The 19,080-nt window shown below is 52.8% G+C and carries 16 protein-coding genes and 8 tRNA genes; 23 read left to right on the top strand and 1 reads right to left on the bottom strand.

The window, feature by feature from the left end:
• The first annotated feature begins 128 nt into the window (after nt 1-128).
• The 20 genes from CIG75_RS08575 to CIG75_RS08670 all read left to right on the top strand — a co-directional run bounded on the left by CIG75_RS08575 (nt 129) and on the right by CIG75_RS08670 (nt 14,428).
• Nucleotides 129-1,304, top strand: coding sequence for a phosphopentomutase (locus tag CIG75_RS08575; RefSeq protein WP_094236284.1), 1,176 nt, complete (start codon nt 129-131; stop codon nt 1,302-1,304).
• Between the two features lie 12 nt (nt 1,305-1,316).
• On the top strand, nt 1,317-2,645 hold the full coding sequence (locus tag CIG75_RS08580) for a pyrimidine-nucleoside phosphorylase (RefSeq protein WP_157729457.1): 1,329 nt from the start codon (nt 1,317-1,319) through the stop codon (nt 2,643-2,645).
• Between the two features lie 65 nt (nt 2,646-2,710).
• On the top strand, nt 2,711-2,926 hold the full coding sequence (locus CIG75_RS08585; RefSeq protein ID WP_094236286.1) for a DUF1540 domain-containing protein: 216 nt from the start codon (nt 2,711-2,713) through the stop codon (nt 2,924-2,926).
• Nucleotides 2,927-3,037: 111 nt separating this feature from the next.
• Complete coding sequence (locus tag CIG75_RS08590; RefSeq protein ID WP_322348609.1) at nt 3,038-4,240, top strand: D-alanyl-D-alanine carboxypeptidase family protein; 1,203 nt, start codon at nt 3,038-3,040, stop codon at nt 4,238-4,240.
• A gap of 210 nt (nt 4,241-4,450) precedes the next feature.
• Nucleotides 4,451-6,583, top strand: coding sequence for a DNA helicase RecQ (recQ, locus tag CIG75_RS08595; RefSeq protein WP_094238382.1), 2,133 nt, complete (start codon nt 4,451-4,453; stop codon nt 6,581-6,583).
• Nucleotides 6,584-6,601: 18 nt separating this feature from the next.
• Nucleotides 6,602-7,180: a TetR/AcrR family transcriptional regulator gene (locus CIG75_RS08600; protein WP_157729458.1), complete on the top strand. Its 579-nt coding sequence runs from the start codon at nt 6,602-6,604 to the stop codon at nt 7,178-7,180.
• Nucleotides 7,181-7,263: 83 nt separating this feature from the next.
• Complete coding sequence (locus CIG75_RS08605) at nt 7,264-7,716, top strand: hypothetical protein (RefSeq protein ID WP_094236288.1); 453 nt, start codon at nt 7,264-7,266, stop codon at nt 7,714-7,716.
• Nucleotides 7,717-7,732: 16 nt separating this feature from the next.
• Nucleotides 7,733-8,389, top strand: a complete 657-nt coding sequence (locus tag CIG75_RS08610) for a hypothetical protein (protein ID WP_094236289.1) — start codon at nt 7,733-7,735, stop codon at nt 8,387-8,389.
• A gap of 100 nt (nt 8,390-8,489) precedes the next feature.
• Nucleotides 8,490-9,953 (top strand): methyl-accepting chemotaxis protein, encoded by a 1,464-nt coding sequence (locus CIG75_RS08615; protein WP_094236290.1) that lies wholly within the window; start codon nt 8,490-8,492, stop codon nt 9,951-9,953.
• Between the two features lie 207 nt (nt 9,954-10,160).
• Nucleotides 10,161-12,353 carry a heavy metal translocating P-type ATPase gene (locus tag CIG75_RS08620; RefSeq protein ID WP_094236291.1) on the top strand — a complete coding sequence of 731 codons (2,193 nt, stop codon included), beginning with the start codon at nt 10,161-10,163 and terminating at the stop codon, nt 12,351-12,353.
• A gap of 48 nt (nt 12,354-12,401) precedes the next feature.
• Nucleotides 12,402-12,605, top strand: a complete 204-nt coding sequence (locus CIG75_RS08625; RefSeq protein WP_094236292.1) for a copper ion binding protein — start codon at nt 12,402-12,404, stop codon at nt 12,603-12,605.
• A gap of 217 nt (nt 12,606-12,822) precedes the next feature.
• Nucleotides 12,823-12,915: transfer RNA gene (locus CIG75_RS08630), tRNA-Ser, on the top strand.
• A gap of 8 nt (nt 12,916-12,923) precedes the next feature.
• Nucleotides 12,924-13,000 (top strand) — tRNA-Met (locus CIG75_RS08635).
• A gap of 13 nt (nt 13,001-13,013) precedes the next feature.
• Nucleotides 13,014-13,097, top strand: a tRNA-Tyr gene (locus tag CIG75_RS08640).
• Between the two features lie 6 nt (nt 13,098-13,103).
• Nucleotides 13,104-13,180 (top strand) — tRNA-Leu (locus CIG75_RS08645).
• 6 nt (nt 13,181-13,186) lie between these two features.
• Nucleotides 13,187-13,262, top strand: a tRNA-Ala gene (locus CIG75_RS08650).
• Between the two features lie 4 nt (nt 13,263-13,266).
• Nucleotides 13,267-13,342, top strand: a tRNA-Asn gene (locus CIG75_RS08655).
• A gap of 5 nt (nt 13,343-13,347) precedes the next feature.
• Nucleotides 13,348-13,423, top strand: a tRNA-Thr gene (locus CIG75_RS08660).
• Between the two features lie 3 nt (nt 13,424-13,426).
• Nucleotides 13,427-13,501: transfer RNA gene (locus CIG75_RS08665), tRNA-Gly, on the top strand.
• A gap of 132 nt (nt 13,502-13,633) precedes the next feature.
• A complete protein-coding gene (locus tag CIG75_RS08670) occupies nt 13,634-14,428 on the top strand; it encodes an endonuclease/exonuclease/phosphatase family protein (protein WP_094236293.1) in 795 nt (264 codons plus the stop codon).
• An 80-nt stretch (nt 14,429-14,508) separates the two neighbouring features.
• Here the strand turns inward: CIG75_RS08670 and CIG75_RS08675 are convergent, their stop codons facing one another.
• The gene (locus CIG75_RS08675; protein WP_172844434.1) at nt 14,509-15,801 is read right to left on the bottom strand and encodes a helix-turn-helix domain-containing protein; all 1,293 of its coding nucleotides are present in this window, start codon (nt 15,799-15,801) and stop codon (nt 14,509-14,511) included.
• A gap of 257 nt (nt 15,802-16,058) precedes the next feature.
• Between CIG75_RS08675 and CIG75_RS08680 the strand changes: the two genes are divergently transcribed.
• From CIG75_RS08680 to CIG75_RS08690, 3 genes are all read left to right on the top strand, one after another.
• Nucleotides 16,059-17,087 (top strand): hypothetical protein, encoded by a 1,029-nt coding sequence (locus tag CIG75_RS08680; RefSeq protein WP_094236295.1) that lies wholly within the window; start codon nt 16,059-16,061, stop codon nt 17,085-17,087.
• A gap of 70 nt (nt 17,088-17,157) precedes the next feature.
• On the top strand, nt 17,158-17,691 hold the full coding sequence (locus CIG75_RS08685) for a TlpA family protein disulfide reductase (RefSeq protein WP_157729459.1): 534 nt from the start codon (nt 17,158-17,160) through the stop codon (nt 17,689-17,691).
• 92 nt (nt 17,692-17,783) lie between these two features.
• Nucleotides 17,784-19,079 carry an FAD-dependent oxidoreductase gene (locus CIG75_RS08690; protein WP_094236297.1) on the top strand — a complete coding sequence of 432 codons (1,296 nt, stop codon included), beginning with the start codon at nt 17,784-17,786 and terminating at the stop codon, nt 19,077-19,079.
• Nucleotide 19,080: the final 1 nt, after the last annotated feature.

A 19,080-nucleotide genomic window follows, 5' to 3' on the forward strand; every position in this document is an offset into this window, starting at 1 on the left:
ATCGGATGGGGGTTCTTTCTTTGAACTAATAGTTGTCAGACATCCGTCCTTTGAGGTACATTAATGGACAAGACAGGAAAGACATACCCTAATTGTGAGTATCCAGCAAAAAGCGGAGGAGATTTAACATGGCGTTTAACCGCATTGTTTTTATCGTATTGGATAGCTGCGGCATTGGTGAGATGTATGATGCTGCTGAATATGGCGATCAAGGATCGAACACCATTGGTAATATTGCAAAAGCTGTAGGTGGGCTGAACGTTCCGAACTTGGAGCGACTGGGACTTGGCAAGATTCATCCGATTGAAGGCGTGCGCGCCGATCTGGAAGCGACTGGCGCATACGGCAAAATGTCGGAGCTGTCGGCGGGCAAAGACACGACCAACGGACATTGGGAGATGATGGGCATCAAGCTTGACAAGCCGCTCCCCACCTATCCGGAGGGCTTCCCGCGCGATCTGATGGAAAAATTTGAAGAGCGCATCGGCCGCAAAACGATCGGCAACTATCCGGCTTCTGGCACGGAGATCATCAAAGACCTTGGGGAAGAGCATATGAAGACCGGCTCTCCGATCATTTACACCTCGGGCGACTCGGTGTTCCAGATCGCCGCACACGAAGAGATCATCTCACTTGATGAACTGTATTCGATGTGCAAAATTGCCCGCGAACTGCTTGTTGATGAACATGCGGTCGGGCGTGTCATCGCTCGTCCGTTTGTAGGCGAACCGGGCAATTTCACCCGCACTGCCAATCGCCACGACTATTCGCGCGACTTTGGCCGCACCGTTTTGAACGAAATGGATGAAGCAGGTCTGGCAGTTCTCGGCGTTGGCAAAATCTACGACATCTATGGCGGCTCTGGCGTAAATGACAAAGTTTCGACCAATGGCAACATGGATGGCGTGGACAAGACGCTGGAATCGATGAAACGGGTGGAAAAAGGCTTGGTCTTCACCAACCTTGTCGATTTTGACGCATTGTACGGGCATCGTAACGATCCGGAAGGGTTTGCAAAATCGATTTTGGATTTCGATGCGCGCCTGCCGGAAATCTTGGCGGCGATGAACGATGACGACCTGTTGGTGCTGACGGCCGACCACGGTTGCGATCCGACCACACCGGGCACCGACCACAGCCGCGAGTACGTGCCGCTGCTCGTCTACAGCAAAAATGGCCAAGCGAATGTCGATCTGGGTACCCGCAGCACGTTTGCCGATCTCGGCGCGACGATTGCGGAGAACTACGGCGTGCAAAGCACCGGTCTCGGGGAAAGTTTCCTGAAGCAAATCGTGAAAGGTTAAGGGAGATACACCATGAGAATGTATGACATTATTCATAAAAAACGGGATGGCGGTCAGCTGAACAAGCAGGAGATCGCCTATATCGTCAAAGGGTTTACCGACGGTAGCATCCCCGATTACCAAATGTCGGCACTTTCGATGGCGATCTATTTCCAAGGCATGAGCGCCGAGGAGACGGCCGAACTGACGCTGTCGATGGCGCAATCGGGCGATATGATCGATCTGTCGGGCATCAATGGGAACAAAGTTGATAAACACTCCACTGGCGGTGTCGGTGATACGACGACGCTGGTGCTTTTGCCATTGGTGGCATCTGTCGGCGTGCCGGTCGCCAAACTGTCAGGACGCGGTTTGGGGCATACGGGCGGTACGATCGACAAGTTGGAAGCGATTCCGGGCTTTTCGATCGACATGCCACAAGACCAATTTGTGGCGAACGTCAACAAATATGGCTGCGCACTGATCGGGCAGACCGGTTCGGTCGCGCCGGCGGACAAGAAGTTGTATGCATTGCGCGACGTGACGGCGACGGTCGATACGATTCCATTGATCGCCTCCTCGATCATGTCGAAAAAAATCGCCTCCGGTGCCGACTCCATCGTCCTCGATGTGAAGACGGGCGACGGCGCCTTTATGAAAACGCTAGACGGCTCTTTTGAGCTGGCCAAAGCGATGGTTGACATCGGCAACAACGTCGGGCGAAATACGATCGGCGTGATCTCCGGCATGGAGCAACCACTCGGGTATGCGATCGGCAATGCGCTGGAGGTACAGGAAGCGATCGATACGCTGCGTGGAGTAGGTCCGGACGATCTGGCCGAGCTGTGCTTGGTACTGGGTTCCTACATGTTGGTCGCGACCGACCATGCGGCGAATGCGGAGGAAGCGCGGCAGATGTTGGTCGATTCGCTGCAAAGTGGCAAGGCGTTGGAAACGTTCCGCAGTTTCATCGAAGCGCAAGGCGGCAACCCGGCTGTCATCGACGACCGGACTTTGCTCCCGCAAGCGAAGCGTCAAGTTGCGGTCACGTTAGGCCGTGCGGGCTATGTGGCGGAAATCCACGCAGAAGAAGCGGGTACTTGCGCGATGTTGCTCGGAGCGGGACGCGAGACGAAAGATTCGGAGGTCGATCTGGCGGTCGGCATCGTTCTGCACAAAAAAGTGGGCGATGCGGTTGCCGCGAACGAGGCGATCGCAACGCTGTATGTAAATGACGAGAGCAGGCTGACTGAGGTGATCTCGCGCCTCCAGGCCGCCTATGTGTTGACCGATGAACGGCAGCCGGTGCAGCCATTGATTTATGGCGTCGTGACCAAATCGGGCATCGAGCGTTTCGTCTAGGTCGATACATCCGGTATACGGGGCATTTTTGCTGGCAACAATAAACTCCATAGGGGGTGAATGGAATGCCAGCAGGAGTGAAATGCCAAGTAGAAGAGTGTACGTACAATAAAGAGACTGCGTGTAGCGCAGAGAAGATCGAAGTTTCCTCGAACGGAAACGATGTGGTGGGCACCAACAAAGGAACGTTGTGTGCCACGTTCGAATACAGCGACCATTATCGGGCCAAATCTGGTCTCAGCAAAGAAGAATATCGGGAGCGTTTCGACGCGCAACACTAAACAGAACCCCTCAATCGAGGGGTTTTTTCATTTTTTTGTAATAAAAAAGCGAAAATGGAAGCATGCTACAACTGCTGACTTGAACTTGAAACGATCCAGGGAGGGTAAGATATGTCTCTCAAAAGACGATTGGGCCGCACGTGTACTTCGTTGCTGTGTGCGACGGCACTCATGATGGCATCTTTTACAGGCTCGGCATCGGCAGCCGAGAAAAAAGATAACAAGGCGGCGCAAGTAGACCTTGCCAAGCAATCGGTATCGGCCGTGCTGATGGATCAGGCCACCGGAACTGTGCTGTTCGAGAAAAATGGCAATGCCAAACTTCCTCCAGCCTCCGTGACAAAAGTGATGACGATGCTGTTGATCATGGAGGCGGTGGAGAACGGCAAAGTGAAGTGGAGCGATAAGATCCGCACCAGCGAGAACGCAGCCAGCATGGGCGGCTCCCAGATCTTTTTGGAACCGGGCGAAGAGATGACGCTCGAAGAGATGTTCAAAGGGATCGCTGTCGCTTCAGGCAACGATGCAGCCGTGGCGGTGGCCGAGCATCTGGCCGGATCGGAAGAAGGGTTTGTGCAGTTGATGAACGAGCGCGCCGAGCAACTTGGTTGCAAGGCGACCCACTTTAGCAATGTCAATGGTCTTCCAGTGGACAACCATTACACATCTGCACACGATATCGCCCTGATGTCGCGGGAACTGTTGAAACATGACGCGGTGACCAAGTATACAGGCATCTACCAAGACTACCTGCGCAAAACGAGTGAAAAGCCATTCTGGCTGGTTAACACCAACAAACTGGTGCGCTTTTACAGCGGCATGGACGGACTGAAGACGGGCTTCACCGCCGAAGCGAAATACTGCCTGTCTGCCACTGCACAACGCGGCGGGTTTCGCGTGATCGCCGTAGTGATGGGTGCACCGACATCGCCTGTGCGCAATGCTGAAATCTCGCAGATGATGGACTTCGCGTTTGCCAACTACAAATCGGAAGTCCTGTACAAATCGGGACAAGTTGTACAACAGGTGGCGATCGACAAAGGCGATGTCCGAAACTTACCGATCGTCACCAATGACACGGTCGGGGTGCTGATGAAAAAGGGCGACAAGAAAACGGCCTACCAGCAAGAAGTCGTTTTAAATGAAGTGAAAGCTCCGATCAAAAAAGGTCAGGTGCTCGGCTCCGTCGTCATCAAAAAAGAAGGGCAAGAAATTACCAAAGCGGATCTCGTCGCCAGCATAGATGTGAGCAAGGCTGGCATGTGGACGCTGTTTAAGCGGACCGTGGAGAGTTGGCTGACTTTTGGAACGTAGCTGAAAACGAGCATCGGCGGCAAAGTCACAGCGGTGGCTTTGCCGCCTTTTTGTTCTGCAATTGATCGGGCAAGCGGTGAGGTACAATCGTGACCGCTCTTGCGAACACAGACTCAACAGGCGAGGGGAGAGCTGGTGAACCTGCCGGGAAGTCTCGTTTCCTTTTGGCAGGAGTGGTGGTAGGATAGAGGGGAAAGTGAGGCGTTGCCCGTGTTTGAACAAGCATTGCACCTGCTCAAGAAATATTATGGATACGATTCCTTCCGCAAAGGGCAGGAACGGATCATCGCTAGCATCTTGAGCGGACACGATGTGCTTGGGATTATGCCGACTGGCGGAGGTAAATCGATTTGCTATCAGATTCCAGCCCTCCTACTACCTGGTGTGACCCTAGTGATTTCACCTCTGATCTCCCTGATGAAAGACCAAGTTGACACGCTGACAAGCCTCGACATCCCCGCTACCTTTATCAATTCATCGCTCACGCAGTCCGAAGCGGAAGAGCGCATGGAGGCTGCTCGGCATGGAGCGTACAAGTTGATCTATGTCGCACCGGAGCGACTCGACTCCGAACGTTTTCGCTCCCAGATTCAGGAGCTCCCGATCTCGATGATCGCCATCGATGAAGCGCATTGTATCTCCCAGTGGGGGCACGATTTCCGCCCCAGCTATCTCGCCGTTCCCAAGGTGCTTGACCTGCTGCCTGTGCGTCCGCTCGTAACCGCGTTCACTGCGACGGCAACCACCGAGGTCACGCGCGATATTGTCGAGCTTCTTGGCATCGACCCGACCTATACGTTTGTCACCGGGTTTAATCGCGAGAACCTGACGTTCAAAGTCCTGCGCGGAGAGAACAAACGCGATTTTGTCCTGCACTATTTGCATCAGTTTCGTGAGCAGGCTGGCATCATTTATGCGGCGACACGCAAAGAGGTCGATACGTTCCATGCTGAACTGCTGGTGCGCGGATTTGCTGTGGGGAAATATCATGCTGGGCTGAGCGATGCGGAGAAGTCAACGTACCAAGAGCAGTTTTTATATGATGACATCCGCATCATGGTCGCGACCAACGCGTTCGGCATGGGGATCGATAAATCAAATGTGCGGTTTGTACTACATGTCAACCTGCCTAAAAATATGGAGTCGTACTATCAGGAAGCTGGCCGCGCCGGACGCGATGGCGAGCCGAGCGAGTGCATTCTGCTCTATCATCCGCAGGATGTGCAGTTGCAAAAGTTTCTGATCGAGCAGTCGGTGATGGCACAAGAACGCAAAGGCAGCGAGTACAAGAAATTGCAGTCGATGGTGGACTTTGCGCACACCACCCGCTGTCTGCGCAACTACATCCTCGAATATTTCGATGATGAAGCGGTCGAACCGTGTGGAGTCTGCTCGAACTGCAAAGATGACAGCGAAGAGAAAGACATCACCGTTGAGGCGCAAAAAATCTTCTCCTGCATCTATCGAATGAAGGAGCGCTTCGGTGCATCGCTCGTCGCTCAAGTCTTAAAAGGATCGTCGAACAAAAAGGTGTTGCAGTTCGGCTTCGACAAATTGCCGACATATGGCTTGATGAAAACCTACAAAGAAAAAGAGATCACCGACCTGATCCACGTCTTGATCGCCGAAGGGTACCTTGGGCTCACCGACGGTCAATATCCGGTGGTGCGGCTTGAGAGTAAAGCTGGCGCGGTGCTAAAAGGACAAGCCCAGATTCTGCAAAAAATTCGCTTGCGCCCGACACAGGCACCAAGCGGAGACAGCAAGCTGTTCGAGCAGTTGCGCGAACTGCGCAAAGAGATTTCTCAGCGCGAAAAAGTGCCGCCGTACATCATCTTCTCCGACAGCACGCTGCGTGAGATGAGCGATTACTGCCCGACCGATGAAGCTGGCCTGCTGACGATAAAAGGTGTAGGCGAAGGCAAACTGGTCCGGTATGGAAAACCGTTTCTGGAACTGTTGCAAGCGTATGCGAAGGAGCACGGAGCAAGCGCTGCGCCCCGCAAGCATCTGCCTGACGCACCAGTAGCAAACGATGAGGAGACACCGAGCCATCTCAAGTCCTATCAGCTCTTCCAGGCTGGGCTGTCTTTAGCAGAAGTGGCGCAGGAGCGCCAACTCAAGTCGATCACCGTACAGGATCATATCATCCGTGCCATTTCTGAAGGGCAGCCGGTACAATGGGAACGGATTATCCCGCCCGAGCAGGAAGAGTTGATTCAACGTGTGATCGATGAACTTGGCGCCGAAACGCTCAAGCCGATCAAGGAGGCATTGCCCCAAGAAGTTGACTATTTTGCGATCAAAGGTCTGCTCTGCAAGCGTTCCTTGCAGCATGTATAAAGAAGGAGGGTGTCGCCTGTGGTGAAGAAAAAAGTGGCGCGAGGCGACCTGATCAAAGAGACGGAGCGATTGTTGCTCGAAAAGGGCTACGAGGGAGTTAATTTTTCGGTTCTATCCGAGCGGTTGGGAGTCGGGCGGAGCACCCTGTATGACCATTTTTCCTCCAAAGATGAACTGATCGCCGTCTACATGACCGATGTGATGGATGCCATCTTGGCCCAGTGCGACGGTCTGATGGAACAGGAGGATGCCCTGCTACAGATCAAAGAGATGATCCGTATTTTCCACACCTACTCGCAGATTCACAAGATCGTCCAACTGATGCCCGCTTTGTGCGCCACAGGAACTGCTTCAGAAAAAGTCACCTCGGCGTTGTCCACCCTACAAGCGGGTCATCATCGCTTGATGAATCTCGTCACAACGGCGATCGAAAAGGCGAAAGCGCAAAAGCGCATCCGAAACGAGCTGCCGACTCCATTGATCGCTTCGCTAGTCTTTCATTCGATCCTGCTACCCAAAACGGAAGGCCACCCGCCTGAAGCGTGGAGCGAATTGATTTTTGATCTGCTGTTCCACGGCTTGCAGACACAAACTTGAGTTCTTGACGACACGGTCAGGCTGTGCCATAATCAATCCGACACTAGTGTCGGATTCGAGGACCGTAGAAGAGGTGAGCATCGATGTATGAGTGGCTGTTCTTTTTGCACTTGACCAGTCTTGCTTTGTGGCTGGGCGGTTTGGTGATGGTAAGTGTCTTATTGTTGATGATCAATCGAAGTGCTGGCGAAGCTGTCAAAGCACAGATTTCGGTTTACTTGAAACTGACCAATCGTCTGTTGCATCCGAGCGCGCTGGTCGTATTGCTCTCTGGTGGTGTCATGATTCAACAGATGGGGATTGAACGCAGCATGAAGCCGTTCTGGCTTTTGTTTATGGAGCAATGGGGCGGTATGGTCGTCCTGCTTTCGACCATCGTGCTCGGCTTGGTCGGGCGGCGTTTGAAAAAGCGGCTGTTGGCTGCCAGTGGCGGGGATGCCGCTGTGCGAGCGACCCTCCCGTTCCGTGCGGTGATGCTGGTGACGGTGTGCGGAATTTTGACTGTCCTGGGCGTCGTCTCGCTGAAGATCACGTAGAAAGAAGGACCAGAAGATGAACTTGTTGTTGTGGAGCTTTGCGACGTTGCTCGCCGGATATTTTGCGATTCAGATCTTTAGAGAATGGATCGAAAAGCGGAAAATGGCGCAACTCGCTTGGCTGATTGGCTTTTTCCTCTATACGTTCAGTGCGTTTGGTAGCGCGTGGGCCTATCTGTCCGGCTGGGATGAAACGATCTACCGACTGTGGTACGTGTCGGCCGCTTCGCTCGTCGCATTTCTTGGAGCCGGTCAATTGTACTTTACGGTCAAGCCGAAAGTGGCACATCTCTTTCTGCTGTTGATCATCGCGATCACAGCGGTGATGATGTTCAAAGCGCTGACCGTTCCGGTCGATCTGACGGTGCTGCAAGAAGCACAAGGCGAAATCGGTGGTGCGGCGTTACCGAGTGAAGTACGCGTGTTTTCACCGATCTTGACGATCCCAGGCAGTATTGCCTTGATTGGCGGCGCTCTCTTTACGGCGCTCGCTCGCAAGTCGAAATCGGGCTTGTGGATCGGCATCGGCTCGCTGATCATCGCGATGGGCGGGACGTTTACACGACTCGACTTGCCAGAAGCTCTGCCGATCGCCAATTCGATCGGGATCGGACTGATCTATTACGGCTACGCGCTGACCCAGCGTCGATCCGTGCAAAAGGCAAACGCCTAAATTGTGAACCGGGGATTAATTCTCCGGTTTTTTGTTATGGAAATGATGTGAAAAAACGCTATAATTAGGATAGAGTGATTTATAGCGTAGGGGTGGAAACGTGACAAATGAAAAAAGACTGCAAGAGATAGCGTTTCAACATGATTTTTATCTGAAATCTATCAATCTGGCACGCATGGGTTTGATGATGGGCCTTGGACTGTCGCTCATCTTCGCCGCGTTTGACGCGTGGCTGGTTCCAGAAGTGAAAAATCAATTTTGGTTGATCCGCTTTGGTTTGATACTTCCGTTTACGGTGCTTGCGCTCGTGCTCTCGTATACAAAATACTTTGAGCGCTGGATGCAGCCGTTGCTGATGTTGTTCCCGACCCTTTCCGGTTTTGGTGTGGTGTACATGATCTATCTGGCACCACAGGCATCGTTCCTTTACTATGGGTTGATGATGTTGTTCATTTTTATCTTTGCGATGTCGCGCCTGCGTTTTCGGTACGCCGCCATCATTGGTTGGGCGATCTTTGCCGCTTGGCTTGGCGTGGCCATTGTAACATCCACATCGACGATACAATTGGTCACCGATGTGTTCTTCCTGTTCTCGATCAACTTTGCCGGCATGTTCACCTGCTACTTACAGGAAGGCGAACTGCGCAAAGAATTTACCCAACGCGGTTTGCTGAAAGCGGAACGCGACAAGACCGAAGAGTTGATCGCAGATATTTCGGTTCGCAATGATGAGCTGTCGGTGGCGACCGAAACGATGCGCACGCTGTCTAAAAAATTGCAACGCACCGCAGAAGAGGTGCTCCAGGAAGCAAAAACGGTGGCCACTTCTTCAAACCATGCTTCGGCCGCTCTGCAGGAGACTGCGGTCGGTATTCAAAACGTGGCGGGCCTCGCACAGCAGGTCAGCGCGTACTCGACCTCGCTGTCCGATAAGAACACAGAAGTGAAACGGTCGGTCGATACGGGCACCGACCGGGTACGGGAGATTTTGGATGTGACCAGCGATGCATTGATCACCGCACACGATAATGCGGAAAAGGTCAAAAACCTGCAAGCAGAAACGAAAAACATCGCTCAGATTATTGAAATTATCGTCAATATCTCGCAACAGACCAATCTGCTCGCGTTGAACGCAGCGATCGAGTCGGCACGCGCCGGGGAAGCGGGGCGCGGGTTCGCTGTGGTCACAGGGGAGATTCGCTCGCTGGCCGATGAAACGGCGGCGGCGACGTCGAAGATCGCCCAGATCCTCGATAAGATTCGCGACGAATCGGATGCGGTCGCAGAAAAGTCCAATCTGATCAAAGATACGACCGAAAAGATCCGCATCAAAGGCGAGCAAGTTTCTGAAGAGTTTGGAATGATCTCGACGAGCGTTTCCTCGATGAGCGAAATCGTGCGCATCGTCGAAGAAGCGGCATCCGAACAGTCCGCGGCAGCAGCAGAGATGTCGGTAGAGACGGACAAGGCGATCTCCGCATCTGAAGAGGTTGTGCTAGTCGCAGAAGAATTGGAGAAGATTTCTCTGACGCTCGATGCGATGATGGAACAGTTTAAAGCGTAAACAGCAACACCCAGATAAGAAGAGCCATGGAGGAATTGACCTCTCTGGCTCTTTTTCATCTGTAAAAGATGGATCGGTCTGGGGATACTTTTCGTATCCATTTCTTTGGGGACGTGTTGACACTTTTTTCTGTTCGGCGTATCATACATACTATAGGGGGGTATGGTTCGAGAGGTTGAATTTTGAAAGGATGAAGGAGGGAGCACGATGAGTGAACAAAAAGTAACCTTGCAGGTAACCGGGATGACCTGTGCCGCATGTTCTGCCCGAATTGAGAAAGTGGTCAGCAAGATGGACGGCGTCGAAACGGCGAACGTCAATCTGACGATGGCGCGGGCGACGGTCACTTTTGATGAAAATAAATTGCAGGCTGGGGACATCATCCAACGTATCGTAAGACTCGGCTTTGGCGCAAGCGAGCTGGCAGAGGAGGGAACGGACAATGCGAGCGAGAAGTTGTGGAGGCGGCAAGTTGCACTCTTTATCTTTTCTGCGGTGCTGTCACTCCCATTTTTGATCGGTATGTTCGAAATGTTTGGGGCGACCCTGTTGCCAGATTTTCTGATGAACCCGTGGGTGATGCTCGCGATGGCCACACCAGTTCAGTTTGTCGCAGGCTACAGCTTCTATGTCGGTGGTTACAAGGCCCTGCGCAACAAAAGCGCGAATATGGACGTACTGGTGGCATTAGGCACTTCTGCCGCCTATTTTTACTCGCTTTGGTTGATCTTGCGCGGTGAAGAGCATGTCTATTTCGAGACTAGTATGATCATCATCACGTTGATTCTGTTGGGCAAGATCTTTGAGCAACTGGCAAAAACGCGAACTTCCGATGCGATAAAAAAGCTGATGCACATGCAGGCTAAGACGGCGCGAGTCGTCCGTGGTGGTGTGGAGCTGGAAGTGAAGATCGAAGAGGTGGTGCTCGGTGATGTCGTCGTGGTGCGCCCGGGCGAAAAAATCCCCGTCGATGGTTCGGTGCTGGACGGTCAATCCTCGATCGACGAGTCGATGTTGACTGGCGAATCGATTCCGATCGACAAGAAGCCGGGCGACCCGGTATACGGAGCTACACTGAACAAAAACGGTGCGTTGTCCTTCAGGGCTGAAAAAGTTGGTCAAGACACGGCGCTCGCACAGATCATTCGCGTCGTTGAAGAGGCTCAGGGCTCCAAGGCACCGATCCAACGGATGTCTGACGTGATCTCCGGTATCTTTGTGCCGATTGTTGTCGGCATCGCAGTGCTGACCTTTGTGGTCTGGTACTTCTTGGTAGACGGTGGACTTCAAGATGCCCTGACGATCGCGCTGATGAACGCGACGGCAGTGCTGGTGATCGCTTGTCCGTGCGCCTTGGGTCTGGCTACCCCGACCTCGATTATGGTCGGAACGGGTAAGGGTGCGGAAAATGGTATTCTGTTTAAAGGCGGCGAGCATCTGGAAAACTTACAAAAAGTAAGTGTGATCCTGCTCGATAAAACGGGAACGATCACCAAAGGTCAGCCGACCGTCACCGATGTGGTGCTGCTCAGCGACCAGTTCCATTCCGAACAGGATTTGCTCTTGCTGGCCGCGTCTGCTGAGAAGCGTTCTGAACATCCACTCGCAACCGCGATTGTCAAAGCGGGAGCATCATTGGGAGAAGTGCAAGACCCCGAGGAGTTCGAAGCGATCACTGGGCGCGGTGTGCGCGCCGTTGCACAAGGCCGCAAGCTCTTGATCGGCACGCGACGCCTGATGCAGGAAGCGGGGATCGACTATGCGGCCGCAACGGAAGGGCTGGCGCGTCTGGAAAGTGACGGGAAGACGGTGATGATCCTCTCGGTGGACGGACAGGTCAGCGGTCTGCTCGCAGTGGCAGACACGGTGAAAGAGTCGTCGCAGGCAGCGATTGCCGAACTGAAGGGGATGGGTCTGAAAGTGGTGATGATCACCGGCGATAATCACAAGACGGCGCAGGCGATCGCAGCACAGGTCGGAGTGGATGAAGTGTTAGCAGAAGTGTTGCCCGAGGAAAAGGCGGACGCCGTCAAGCGCTACAAAAGCGCGGGCCAGCGTGTCGCGATGGTTGGGGACGGAATCAATGATGCTCCCGCTCTGGCGATGGCCGATGTCGGGATCGCGGTCGGCACCGGAGCGGACGTTGCGATTGAAGCGGCAGACGTCACGCTGATGGGGGCCGAATTGGAAGGTGTGGCACGAGCCGTTCGCCTGTCGAAAGCGACGATCCGCAACATCAGACAAAATCTATTCTGGGCACTGGCTTACAACGTGGTCGGCATCCCGATCGCGGCGGCAGGTCTGCTCTCGCCGTGGGTAGCCGGCGCAGCGATGGCGTTCAGTTCCGTGTCGGTCGTCATCAACGCTTTGCGGCTGAAACGCGTCAACATCGACGCGTAAAGCATAGAGTCAACACCAATATATTTAGAGCGATGGAGGAGAGAAACGATGACATCATTTACGTTTGATGTACAAGGCATGTCTTGTGGTCATTGCAAAAGCGCGGTGGAAAGCGCACTGAAAGAGGCAGGTGCAACCGCCGTTGACGTCGATTTGGAGGCAGGGCGCGTCGCGGTCACCTACGATGCAGACAAGTACGATCTGAACAAGATGCGTGATGCGATTGAAGACGCCGGGTACGATGTTGCCTAAACATAGCGATCAAGAGAAACCTCATCCGCACTGCGGATGAGGTTTCTTCATCAGTATGAAAACAGAAGTGTGGACAAGATAGAGAATGATAATTGGGATCGGTGTAAAGAATTTGTCTGTTTTTTGCTGAATTTGGAGATTGAATCTGGATGGGGCACATGTTATATTAGCTCATGTCGCCGCTGTGCGAAACTATACACACAATACTTTACTGCATGGAGAGATGTCCGAGTTTGGTCGAAGGAGCACGATTGGAAATCGTGTAGGCGCCTAAAACGTCTCGGGGGTTCGAATCCCCCTCTCTCCGCCACTTCTTACGGCGGCGTAGCTCAGCTGGCTAGAGCATTCGGTTCATACCCGGGGGGTCGGGGGTTCAAATCCCTCCGCCGCTACCACCCTTTTTCATATGGAGAGATACCAAAGTGGCCAACTGGGGCGGACTGTAAATCCGTTGCGAAAGCTTCGAAGGTTCGAATCCTTCTCTCTCCACCATTTTCTGCCGAAGTGATGGAATTGGCATACGTGCACGACTCAAAATCGTGATTTTGTGGGTTCGAGTCCCACCTTCGGCACCACTCAATGGGGGTATAGCTCAGTTGGTAGAGCACCTGCCTTGCAAGCAGGGGGTCAGCGGTTCGAATCCGCTTATCTCCACCATTGTTCCCCGATAGCTCAGTTGGTAGAGCGCCCGACTGTTAATCGGATGGTCACAGGTTCGAGTCCTGTTCGGGGAGCCAGATACGCCTTTTTAGCTCAGTAGGTAGAGCGCATCCATGGTAAGGATGAGGTCATCGGTTCGATTCCGGTAAAAGGCACCATTTGCGGAAGTGGCTCAGGGGTAGAGCATCGCCTTGCCAAGGCGAGGGTCGCGGGTTCGAATCCCGTCTTCCGCTCCACAAGCATACGAAAGCATCTCGCAGACGTTGCGGGATGCTCTTTTTATCTTATAAATAGTCAGATTTTTTCAAGTAATTGGATTTGCGAGATTTAACTTAAGCGAGATACAATGGTAAGAGGGAGGTAGGAGCATGAAACGCTTTTGGAAGAAGCTCGCGTTGCTTGGTGTCGGGATCTTGGTCTTATTTGCAAATAAAGTCGGTGTGGAGGGCCAAGGGAATTTTCCGAACCAAGACCTCCAAGGCGGTGTGATCTCTCTGAAAGCGGTTACCTACAACATCCAGATCGGGAAAAATTCGCATGGGGATTTGAATTTAGAAGGGACGATTGCAGAGCTGAAGGCGCTGGAAGCCGATCTGATTGGCTTGCAGGAGGTAGAGCGCTATTCACCTCGCTCTGGGTTGAGCGATCAGGCTAAAGCGATCGGAGAGGCGCTAGACATGGAGTATCGTTATGCAGCGGCGCTTAAAATTGGCCCCTTCGAATATGGCAACCTGCTGCTCTCGCGATATCCGATCGAAGCGGTAAAACGAATTCCGTTGCCATCTGATAAAGAGAACCGAGTTGCCCTGCTGGCCACATTAAACGTTCATGGGCGAGATGTGCGCGTCATGGTTACTCATTTAGGTCTCAATCGCGAGGAGCGCATCGCGCATGTCAACTTGCTCGAGCGGGAATTGCAACAAGTTGAACTGCCGCTCATCGTCATCGGGGACTTTAACACGGAGCCGGATGGAGAGGAGCTAGTTCCTTGGACTCAGCACTTAAGTCATGTTTCGAAAGTTCCGTTGGTCACATTGCCCGGTGCAGGCAAGCAGATCGATTCCATTCTCGTTTCGAAGGAATTTTCAATCGGAAATGTGTTTACGGTGCAGAGTGAGGCGTCCGATCATTATCCGCTCACAGCTCATCTCGAATTGCCTTAATAAACTGACTTTGTTCGATGTGACATAAAAGAACCCCTGTCGCTCATAAGAGTACAGGGGTTCAACATTTTCAAATGGAACTACATAATCAATACACGTTCGCGTAGGTTCGATTCGACGATGCTCTGCATTTTTTGCAGGGACTCGGTCGCGGCCAGGAAGTCACCACGGGATTTGTAGATCTCGCCGAGCAGGGCGTAGGTCTTCGTGATTTGACCAATCATATCAAACTGCTGGAACAGTTCAATCGCTTTTTCGGAGAATTCGATTGCCGAATCGAACTCTTCCAGACCCAGTTCAACCTCAGCTAAGGTGCGGAAGATGAATGCGGTCTCGCGAATGCCCGGTTCAAGTAACTCGAGCGCTTGCTTACAGTGTGCTTCTGCATCTTTAAAACGGCGTTCTTTCAGGAGCAGGCGGGCAATTTCACTGTTCACATTGGCATTGTCGAAGTCGCTTCCGTACTTGGAGAAGCCTTCCATGCATTCTTCGAGCAAGGACAGTGCCTCTTCGACCTTGCCTTCGTCGCCTTTGATCATCGCGAGGTTGACTTTGCAGTCATAAGACGCTTTAATCATGTTCAACGATTTGAAGATTGCAATTGCATCTTGTGTATGTTCAACAGCTCTTTTGTAGTTCTTCAATTCTTTATTTGCGTGTCCCAAACCGTTGTAAGTTTCACCAATTAATTTTAGGTAATTTGTCCCTTGCAGAAGGTGGTAGGATTCGGTGTAATATTTAAGTGCGTCATTATATTCACCGAGTTTCAAGTTAACCATGCCGAGGTTCGTAATGACGAACGCCTTTGTCGATACGTCGATTCCTTCGGAGCGGGCCAGAACTTGATATGCCTTTTTCCAATGGAACTGTGCGAGCAACAGGTTTTCCTTGCGTAGCTGGATCACACCGAGCTTATTGAGCGCAAGAACTGCAATATTGTGTTCACCGGCACGGATCGCGCTGTCCAACACGTCTTCAAACAGCTCAGTAGCACGTTCAAACTGCTCCACATGCAGGTAGCAGTTTGCCAAGTCGAACGAAATATTGGTCAGTTGCAAATGCGGAGCCGGGTTGTCGAGCAGCTCTTCCAAAAGCGAGATTGCTTTGTCGTATTCACTGGTTTCCATATATGCTTTGGCCAGTTTGTAAGTGCTCGTTTGTTCGAGCTTGGTTTGCATGTCAGACAAAAAGTAATCCACCGATGTTTCGAGTTTTTCTGCGATCGCGCAGAGTAATTTATGAGATGGATTTGCTTTGTCCGCTTCGATCTGTGAAATCATACTCGGAGTGACCATGCCGGAGCCCAGGTCACTTTGTGTGAGACCCTTCATGATTCGAAGTTCTTTGATTTTTTGTCCTAAAGAAGTAGGCATTTGGGTTCCCTCCCACCCTAAAGCTAATTTAATCTGTATACTCTTCATTGTACAACAGCGTCCAAAAGAAAGGAATACTGCATAAGTCAATTCATGAAAGAAAATCATGACTTAAATGTTCTATAGCTTATACATATTTCCTGAACAATATACCATCTGCAACATTAACTGTCCAGTCAAGAGTGGCCGATTCACTGCATAAACTATGAATAGAATGTGTAACGACGAACCGATCAGCCCGGAAAGGGGGGCTTCTGGTGTACGAACGTTGGCATCCTATTTCTTACCAAGTTTCGACAACTTCCACCACTCGCATTGTGGGCTCAGATCCGGTCAGCGCGGCGATTGGAATTGCTCAGACCGTGTTTCCTGCGCGGCGACCGAACGCCGTCATATTAACACGCCCCGATTTTTTTCCTGTTGTGCTCGCCGCTGCTCGTCTGTTGCATCGTCCATTTGATGCGGTGATGCTTTATACAGATGGTGAACAATTAGAAGACAGCGTTTCCCGCGAACTGATCCGCCTATCTCCACAAGGTAACGGGTTGCCTGGCCAGGTGATCGTGATCGGGACGGTGCACGCCAATGTGCTGCACGACCTGACGCAGCTTGGCTTCTCGGTCTGCCATCTACTCGGTCATGATCTGTGGGACACGGTGGGCAGGATCGCCGATTGTGAACCGAGCGCAGACAGCGAGTATGCGTTGCTCGTCTCGGCCGATCCACAAGGGGGCGGGATTGCGGCGGGCAGCTTCGCCGCTTCGACCGGATCGCCGATCCTCTTTGCTTCCGAGCGCGGTTTGTCCGACATGGCGACGCGCTATCTGCACAAACATCCTCGCAAAAAGTTGATCGTCGCAGCCCCCGAGTCCTATCTACCCGCAACGCTTGGTAGCGAGGTGCGCAAGGCTGGTTCGAAGATTGAAGCGTGGGTCGGCGGGCGTGATGTCTTTGAGACAGCTGTGGAACTGGCACAATTGCGCAAGGGCAAGGTCAAATTCGCTTTTGGCAAAAAGGAGCGCAAAGGCGGGGGACTGGCGCTCGTGCCTGTCGAGCAGTGGGCCTTTGGAGCGGCTTCGGCCGCTCTGTCGAATGTCGGTCGCTCGATCCCACTGTTGCTGACCCGGCACGATCGCTTGCCGTCTGTGGTCGAAGAGTTTCTGTATGATCTGCAAGCAAGATCACAAGAAGTTCGGTTGCATGGCTTTGTCATCGGCAGTTTTGATGTGATCAACCAGCCGGTGCAGATCATGTTGCATCGGGCGATCGCCCCCGACGGGTTCTGAATGAGCGTGCGTTTTCTCCTAGTGTTTGGGCATCCTGATCCAGAGAAGCATGGAAAGGGGACGGATGCTGATGATACAGGGTTGGAAGCGCACGCTGTTTCTTTTTGGCTCACTGGCCGTTGTGCTGCTCATTACCTGTTTGCTGATGGTAGGCACCCACGAGGCGCAAGCTGACACCGGGATCAAAGCAGGGCAGATCGCTCCCGACTTTGAACTGCTCGATCACCAAGGCAACAAGCATAAGCTGAGCGATTATCGCGGGAAACCGGTGCTGCTCAATTTCTGGGCCTCATGGTGTACCTCATGCCGGATGGAGATGCAGGATTTGGTCGATTCGGCCATATTGTACGACAACAAAGTGCAGTTTGTGGGTGTCAATCTGGCAGATCAAGATTCGCCGACCGTGTCGCAGGCGTTTTTAAAAAAATTTAGGGTCGAGTTTCCAAACGTGTTGGATGAGCAGGGCAAGGTTGCCGATCAGTATCAAGTACTGGTCGTCCCCACCTCTTTCCTGATCGATCGGGAGGGAAAGATCGTACAGATGGTGCAAGGTCCGCTATATAATGAGGAGATCGACAAGCTGTTTCAAAAGGTGCTCAACTAATTCTGTTGAATAACAGACGGTCCAACGTTTATCTCATGTCCTCTTTGGTTACAATGGTAATTCGTAATGCCATTGCAGGGAGCGTGATGACGATGGACCGTTTTGTGATTATCGGCGGAGATGCTGCCGGGATGAGTGCTGCTATGCAAATCAGACGTGCCCACCCGGATGCCTCGCTCACTATTTTTGAAAAAGGCACGACTTACTCGTATGCGCAGTGCGGGCTGCCTTACTATATTGGCGGCTCCATCAGGTCGGCCGACAAGTTGATCGCCCGCACGCGCGAGGCGTTTCAAGAAACATACAACATGAATGCGACGATTTTGCACGAAGTCACCGCGATTCACCCCGAGCGGCAAGTGGTGACCGTTCGCAACTTGCAAGCCGACACGGAGACGGAACACCCGTTTGACAAATTGCTGATCGCCACCGGAGGACGAGCCGTACTTCCCGATTGGGAGGGCGCGCAACTGGAAGGTGTCTTTGTGCTGAAAACGCTGGCCGACGCATTGCGGATCGAAGCGTATACCAAACAAGCGGATATCAGGCAGGTGGTCGTCATCGGCGGTGGCTACATTGGACTGGAAATGGCCGAAGCGTTTCATGCGCTGGGCAAGCAAGTACGCATTGTAAACCGTGGCGACCAGGTGGCTGGCCCATGGGACAAAGAGATGGCCGATCTGTTGACCGCAGAATTGGAGCGGCATGGCGTCGCTGTCCATCTGGGCGAAGAAATAATCAGTCTGTCAGGGATGAACGGGAAGGTCAAAACGGTGGACACAAAAACGGCCTCCTACCCGGCCGACCTCGTGCTGGTGGCGGTCGGGATCATCCCCAACTCGGAGATCGCCAAGCGTGCAGGTCTGTCGCTATCAGTTCGCGATGCCATCTCGGTCAACGCCAAAATGGAAACGAGTCACGCCAACATCTGGGCGGCAGGTGATGTCGCGAGCCAATTTCACCGTCTGAAAAATCGAGAGGACTATATTCCGCTCGGCACGCATGCCAACAAGATGGGGCGCATCGCTGGCAAACAGATGGCGCTCGGTCAAGGCGAATTCCAAGGAGTGCTCGGCACGGCGATCTTAAAAGTGTTCGATCTGACGGCAGCCCGCACCGGATTGTCGGAGGGGGAGGCGCACAAGGAAAAGATTCCGCATCGGACGGTGTCGCTATCGACGTTGCAACATGCAGGATACTACCCGAACGCTCAGCCTTTGCACATCAAATTGATCGTGCGCGAAGGGGCGGACAAGCGCATTGATGTGTTGGCGACCGCCATTTGGCAAGGGATGACGGCCGAACAGCTGCTCGATCTCGATCTGGCGTACGCGCCGCCGCACAACGCGGTGTGGGACCCGGTGCAACAGGCGGCCAGACGGCTGTAAT

Source organism: Tumebacillus algifaecis (assembly GCF_002243515.1).
Lineage (GTDB): Bacteria > Bacillota > Bacilli > Tumebacillales > Tumebacillaceae > Tumebacillus_A > Tumebacillus_A algifaecis.

Bases quoted from the DNA above. Each gene is read 5' to 3' on its own strand.
- CIG75_RS08575 (WP_094236284.1), top strand. From the start codon at position 129: ATGGCGTTTAACCGCATTGTTTTTATCGTATTGGATAGCTGCGGCATT.
- CIG75_RS08580 (WP_157729457.1), top strand. From the start codon at position 1,317: ATGAGAATGTATGACATTATTCATAAAAAACGGGATGGCGGTCAGCTG.
- CIG75_RS08585 (WP_094236286.1), top strand. From the start codon at position 2,711: ATGCCAGCAGGAGTGAAATGCCAAGTAGAAGAGTGTACGTACAATAAA.
- CIG75_RS08590 (WP_322348609.1), top strand. From the start codon at position 3,038: ATGTCTCTCAAAAGACGATTGGGCCGCACGTGTACTTCGTTGCTGTGT.
- CIG75_RS08605 (WP_094236288.1), top strand. From the start codon at position 7,264: ATGTATGAGTGGCTGTTCTTTTTGCACTTGACCAGTCTTGCTTTGTGG.
- CIG75_RS08610 (WP_094236289.1), top strand. From the start codon at position 7,733: ATGAACTTGTTGTTGTGGAGCTTTGCGACGTTGCTCGCCGGATATTTT.
- CIG75_RS08620 (WP_094236291.1), top strand. From the start codon at position 10,161: ATGAGTGAACAAAAAGTAACCTTGCAGGTAACCGGGATGACCTGTGCC.
- CIG75_RS08625 (WP_094236292.1), top strand. From the start codon at position 12,402: ATGACATCATTTACGTTTGATGTACAAGGCATGTCTTGTGGTCATTGC.
- CIG75_RS08670 (WP_094236293.1), top strand. From the start codon at position 13,634: ATGAAACGCTTTTGGAAGAAGCTCGCGTTGCTTGGTGTCGGGATCTTG.
- CIG75_RS08675 (WP_172844434.1), bottom strand. From the start codon at position 15,801: ATGCCTACTTCTTTAGGACAAAAAATCAAAGAACTTCGAATCATGAAG.
- CIG75_RS08685 (WP_157729459.1), top strand. From the start codon at position 17,158: ATGATACAGGGTTGGAAGCGCACGCTGTTTCTTTTTGGCTCACTGGCC.
- CIG75_RS08690 (WP_094236297.1), top strand. From the start codon at position 17,784: ATGGACCGTTTTGTGATTATCGGCGGAGATGCTGCCGGGATGAGTGCT.